Raw genomic sequence first — 5,931 nt, 5'->3', positions numbered from 1 at the left:
GAAGAGCTTGCCGAAGAGCTTGCCGAAGAGCTTGCCGAAGAGCTTGCCGAAGAGCTTGCCGAAGAGCTTGCCGAAGAGCTTGCCGAAGAGCTTGCCGAAAGGGCTGGACAAAGAACTCGCCGATAGGTTCGCCATAACACCGGCGACGCGCCGCGAGGCGTCGGCAATCGACGGGGCGGCACGTGCGAGACGTGCTCCGAGGGTGTGAATACCGCGGCGATCGTGCGGGGCGCGCGGCCGCCAGAAATTGGATGACCCGAATTCCGAGCCGCTCGCCGCGCTCGCCGCGCTCGACGAGATCGACGAAACCGCCGAAACCGCCGAAACCGCCGAAACCGCCGAGCGCCGGATCGGCAAGCTCGGGCGCCGCCCGCAGGCGCTCGCCAATCCGCAACGCGGGCCCGGCGCGGCCCGCACCGATGAGGACAGGGAGACGACGATGGCTGACCCCGCTTATGTGTATGTGACATACATAGCATCGACGCCCGAGCGCGTGTTCGATGCGCTCACCAACGCGGAGCTGACGAAGGAGTACTGGTGCCGGCACCGCAACGCGTCGCCGGACTGGAAGCCCGGTTCGCGCTGGGAGCACCAGGATTACGACGATCCGCGCACGGTCGATCTCGTCGGCGACGTGATCGAGAACGATTCGCCGAGCCGGCTCGTGATCTCGTGGCGATTTCCGACCGGCAGCGAGGACACGCGCGTGACGTTCGCCGTCGAGCCGTTCATGGACGACGCGGTGCGCCTCACCGTGAAGCACGAGAATCTCGTGCCGGATTCGGACATGGACCGCGGAATCAGGATGGGCTGGCCCGTCGTGCTGTCGAGCCTGAAGACGCTGCTCGAGACGGGGCGGCCGCTCGCGATGACGGCGCGCCGTTGGCACGGTGACGTTGAAAAGAAATGACGACTGCGCGCTCGCCGCATCGACATGCGCGCCGCACGACGCACGGGGCCGGCGGGGCGATTCGAGCGCGGCTGCCGATGCGGGCCAGCGGCGCGTCGTGTCGAACCGGCCGCAGTCAACCGGCCGCGCCGGATGGGGGCCGGCGCGCGGGCGGGCGATCGCGCCTGCGGCTCGGAATCGGCGCGTTCGCCACACGGCGCAAGCTTGATGCGGACCGTTCGCGCTTCGTGCCTGACCGGCCGCGCTTATCCCGCCGTGCTTGACCGGCCGTGCCCGACCGGCGGCGCCTGACCGGCGGCGCCCGACCGGCCGAGCTCAACGGCCGAGCTCAACAGGCTGTGCCCGCCCGGCCGTGTCCAACATCCGCACCGAATGATTCGGCGCGCCACGGGGCGATCGCGTCAGCCGCTCCGGATCGCCGCTTGCGCGGCGCGGGCAATGCGCCGCCGCCGAACGCGCCGCGCGTTACTCGCCGTCGCCGTCGGCGGCCGCCGGGCGCTGCCGGACGCTGCCCGCGATCAGATCGAAGCGGAACAGCCGGCACTCGAGCGCGCCGTTGAAGAGCGGCGTCTTCGCCGATTCGCGCAGCCGCAGCTGGCCCGGCAGCGTGCGGTCCGAGCTCAGCATGAACGCCTGCCAGCCGGTGAAGCGCTGCTTGAGCGCGTCGCCCACCGCGCGGAAGAATTCGCCGTCGGGCGCGTCGGTGTGCGTGCGGCGGAACGCGTCGTCGCCGCCGCGGTTTCTCCCCGTCTCGCGCGCGTCGCCGCGTGGGCCGCGGCCGCGCACCTCGATCCGTTCGCCGTACGGCGGGTTCGTGACGATCACGCCGGGCGTTTCGACGGGCGGCGCCATGTTGCGCGCGTCGAGCTGCTTGAGCCACAGCGACGGCACGCCCGCGCGCTCGAGGTTCGCGCGCGTCTTCTCGAGCATGTCGCCGGAGATGTCGCTGCCGAAGACGAGCAGATCATCGCGCTTGCCGCGCGCCGCGCGCTTCGCGTCCATCGCCGCGACCTTCAGCGCCTGCCACGCGGTGATGTCGTACTGCTTGAGCTTCTCGAAGCCGAAGCGGCGCTCGATGCCCGGCGCCACGCCGAGCGCGATCTGCGCGGCTTCCGCGACGAACGTGCCGCTGCCGCACATCGGGTCGTACAGCGGCGTGCCGGGCGTCCAGCCGGTCAGGCGCAGGATGCCCGCCGCGAGGTTCTCGCGCAGCGGCGCCGCGCCCTTGTCGAGGCGCCAGCCGCGCTTGAATAGCGGCTCGCCCGACGTATCGAGGTAAAGCGTGCAGTCGCCGGCCGTCAGGAACGCGAATACGCGAACGTCCGGCTGCGCGGTGTCGACGCTCGGGCGCGCGCCCGTCTTCTCGCGCAGGCGGTCGCAGATCGCGTCCTTCACGCGCAGCGTCGCGAATTCGAGGCTCTTCAGCGGCGACTTGATCGCGGTGATGTCGACGCGCAGCGTCTGCGTCGACGCGAACCAGCGCTCCCAAGGCTGCTCGAGCGCGAGCGCGTAGACGTCCTGCTCGTTGCGGTACGGACGGTGCGCGATCTTCAGCAGCACGCGGCTCGCGATCCGCGAATGCAGGTTGGCCGCCATGCCGGCCGCCCAGCCGCCGCGGAAATGGACGCCGCCCGGCACCTGCTCGCCCGCGTCGTACGGGGCGATCGCATGGCGCGCGGCGATTTCCGCGAGCTCGGCGGCGAGCGCGGCTTCGAGCCCGCGCGGGCAGGGAGCGAAGAAGTCGAATAGGGTCGGCGAGGACATAAGGCGGGCTGGTGCGTGCAAAAGTACGCCATTGTACGCGGGGTGGGCGGGCTCGCCGCGGGCGGTTGCGCAGAGCGCCGCGCATCGGCGCAGGGTAGGCGAAATCGTGCGTGTTGGCGTATCGGGGTATCGGGGTATCGGCGCGTCGCCGTGTTCCCGTGCGGCGGGTCGACTTCCTCGACTTCGACGCACGCACCCTGTTCGTTGTCGCGATTCGCGCGCGGCGGCCGGGGCGGCGCGAGGTCGCCGCGTGCCGCCCCGGTGCCCGCGGTGCGTCGCGCGGCGCCGTCGGCGCGCTTTCCCCGCTCGGGGGGCGCCGCCGTGCCGCCGCGCCGGCCCGCTCGGCCGCCCGATCAGTGCGCGCGGGAATCGCTTGCCGCGGCGCCGCGCGGCGGCCAGACGAGGCTCGCCGGCCGCGCGAGCACGGCGCGGCCGATCGCGGCGACGAGCGCGCGCACCTTCGTCGGCCGCAGGCTGCGCGAGCGCACCGCCATCGTGAACGCGAGCGCGAAGCTCACCGCGACGTTGAGGATCGCCATGCTGAAGACGCCCGCAACCGCCCACCACAGCTCGGCCGAGCGCAGCGTTTCCTCGCCGAGCACGCCGAGCGCGACGCCGATCGAGCCTGCGGAGAGCGTCACGTGCCGCACCTCGAACGAGAACGCGAATGCGCTGACGATCGCCGGCACGAGGCCGAGCATCAGCCCGAGCCCGACGTTGGCGACCACGCCCGCCACGTTCGAGCGGCAGAAATGCGCGAGCTTCGCCGCGCCCGCGACGCCGAGCGTGATCCGCAGGCGGCGGTTGTACGCGAGCGCGTCGCCGACGCGATGCAGCACGAACCAGTTGTCGGCCCAGCCGGCAAGCAGGCTCGACGCCCACAGCAGCACGCCCGTCAGCGCCGCGTAGATCGGCGTCGGGCCGATGAGCGAGAACGACTTCAGCGTCGCGTGCGCCTTCTCCGGCGAAATCACGTTCGCGTGCAGCACGCTGCTCGCGAACATCTGCACGGCGAAGCAGACGGGCAGCACGACGAGCACGTTGCCGCAGATCGCGGCCGCCTGCGTGCGGATCAGCGCGATCACCGACGACACGAACTGCTTCACGCCTTCGTCGTGGCCGGTGCCGTCGAGCTCGCGCGCGAGCGTCGGCGCGGTCATCGCGGGCTGCTTCGTCGCGAGCGTGAAATGCAGGAAGTGCATCAGCATGAAGCTCGCCGCGTAGTTGATGCCGGCGAGCAGCCCTTCGAGCATCGATTGCAGGTGCGCGCCCGTGATCCCGAACTTGATGCAGACGGTCACGACCGTCACGAGCCCGCCGCCCGCCGCCGCCCGCAGCATCCTCAGATACTCGGCGCGGCCGCGCGAGATGTAGTGCTCGCCGGTGTCGGCGTTGGTCTCGACGAGCTTGCGCGCGAAGAGGGCGAAGTTGCTGCGCACGAGGTGCGACACGCTCTGGCTGTTTTGATTCGCGTCGACGAGCTCGGCCGTCAGGCGCGCGAGGCCGCGCAGATCGTCGCGCGCCATCCACGCATTCAGCAGCGTCTCCGCGCGCAGGATGCGCATGCGCATGCGCTCGACCTGGAACACGATGTCGACCGACACGCCGTTGCGGTACAGATGCGAGAACACGTCGTCGATCGACACGCGGCACTCGTCGAGCAGCACGCGCAGATAGTTGACTTCGTGCAGCAGCTTGCTCGGAGCGCCGCCGTCGTCGAGCGCGGCTTGCGCGGTCTCGACGGCGAGCATCGCGCGCGTGAGCCGGTAGAACGGCTGCGCTTCGAGCGGCGTGCGCGCGTCCTCGTCCGACAGGCGGCTGCGTACCGTCTGCGACAGGCCCGTCGAGCTGATCTGGCACGTGAGGTTGTGCAGCGCGGCGAGCAGGTCGCGCGAGAGCGAGCCGGGCTGGTGGCGCTCCTTGTCGGTCACGTCGAACGCGAACAGATCGGCCAGGCGCGCGAGCAGATCGTCGGGCAGCGCGTCGATCCATTGCGCGTCGGGCGTCGACGGAAACATCAGCGTGAACAGCGCGGCGAGCTCGCGGCGGTTCGGCGCGGGCGGGATCAGCGACGAGTCGATCCGCTCGACGAGCGCGCCGAAGAAGCCCGAATGCACGGGCATTCCGGCGTCGCACAGCAGCGAGATGCCGTCGCTTTCGCGCAGCACGCCGCGCAGCACGCGCGCGACGTTCGTCTTCCACTCGGGGTTGCGATCGAGCACGTGGAGCACGTAGCGCAGCCGCGCGTGCGCGGCGAACGTGCGTTCGCCGGATTCGGCCTGCGCGGGCGCGGCGGCCAGCATCGCGCCGTCGCGGCGCAGCCAGTGCGCGAGCTCGATCAGCCATTCGGCGCGCTCCGCGTAAGGAGCGTCGGCGTCGGCCGTCGCGAGGAGCGCGTCGAGCTGATGACTCGCGCTGCGCGACGCGCGCCACTTCTTGATCAGGGTCGTCAGGGATTCGAACATAAGCGGAATATCGGGCGCCCCGAAGGGCAGGGTTCTGTCGGAATGCTGCGCAAACCGGCGGCGCGGCGCAAGGGCGGCTCGCGCGCGGCGGTTCGGTCGATCGTGCAATCGTTCTGGCGTACGTCGAATGCGCGGCGCCGCGGCTCGCGGCGCGATGACGGACCGGCACGGTCCGGGACGACGGCGGGGCGGCGCGGCAGGCGCACGTGGCCCCCGGCTCGCCGGAAGGTGCGTAGGATCGTCAATCGACGCAAAAAACGCAAGGCGACTGTCGGCGGCGCCGTCGGTTCCTCGGTCGAATCGATAAACAATGTCAAACGGACCGTCGGACCGTCGGGCCGTTGGGATTTCGGGCTGTCGGGATTTCGGGTTGTCCGGCCGTCGGGCCGTCACGCCGGTTGGGGCGGGCGGTCGGACCAGCGGATAGGCCGACGGGCACGGCCCCGAGGCCGGATTCGGCCCGGCAAGGGCGGGGCGCGCGTCGTGGCGGTCGGGCCGGCGGCTCGGCGACGGCAGCGGCTTGGTCGGGCGATCTGCGGCTATCGGCCGCGACCGCCGAATCCGGGTGCCGACCGGAGCGACTGCGCCGGACAGCCGGCGGTTCACGGGCGGCGGGGCTCACGCGTTACCGGAGCGGCACAAAATCGATCGATTCGGTGCAGGCCGGGCGAACCGGCTTATGCGATCATTTTTGCCGCTTCCGCCGCTTCCGCCGCTTCCGCCGCTTCCGCCGCTTCCGCCGCTTCCGCCGCTTCCGCCGCTTCCGCCGCTTCCGCCGCTTCCGCCGCTTCC

At 71.1% G+C, this 5,931-nt stretch carries 3 protein-coding genes; 1 reads left to right on the top strand and 2 read right to left on the bottom strand.

Annotation, left to right across the window (positions count from 1 at the left end; all coding sequences use genetic code 11):
• Positions 1–247: 247 nt before the first annotated feature.
• Entirely contained in the window at positions 248–910 is a 663-nt protein-coding gene (locus tag X946_RS03885) for an SRPBCC family protein (RefSeq protein WP_235363991.1), read from the top strand.
• Positions 911–1,375: 465 nt separating this feature from the next.
• On the opposite strand, the gene X946_RS03880 is transcribed toward X946_RS03885, so the two are convergent.
• Entirely contained in the window at positions 1,376–2,674 is a 1,299-nt protein-coding gene (locus X946_RS03880) for a THUMP domain-containing class I SAM-dependent RNA methyltransferase (RefSeq protein ID WP_038744356.1), read from the bottom strand.
• Positions 2,675–3,027: 353 nt separating this feature from the next.
• Positions 3,028–5,139 carry a site-specific recombinase gene (locus X946_RS03875; protein ID WP_038744354.1) on the bottom strand — a complete coding sequence of 704 codons (2,112 nt, stop codon included), beginning with the start codon at positions 5,137–5,139 and terminating at the stop codon, positions 3,028–3,030.
• Between the last annotated feature and the right edge of the window lie 792 nt (positions 5,140–5,931).

The sequence above is a fragment of the Burkholderia sp. ABCPW 111 genome (genome assembly GCF_000773065.1).
Taxonomy (GTDB): domain Bacteria; phylum Pseudomonadota; class Gammaproteobacteria; order Burkholderiales; family Burkholderiaceae; genus Burkholderia; species Burkholderia savannae.
The sequence above is the reverse complement of the archived record's forward strand: the minus strand, read 5'-3'. Positions and strand labels throughout refer to the sequence as shown.

Coding starts and splice junctions, on each gene's coding strand:
- X946_RS03880 (WP_038744356.1), bottom strand. CDS start 2,674: ATGTCCTCGCCGACCCTATTCGACTTCTTCGCTCCCTGCCCGCGCGGG.
- X946_RS03875 (WP_038744354.1), bottom strand. CDS start 5,139: ATGTTCGAATCCCTGACGACCCTGATCAAGAAGTGGCGCGCGTCGCGC.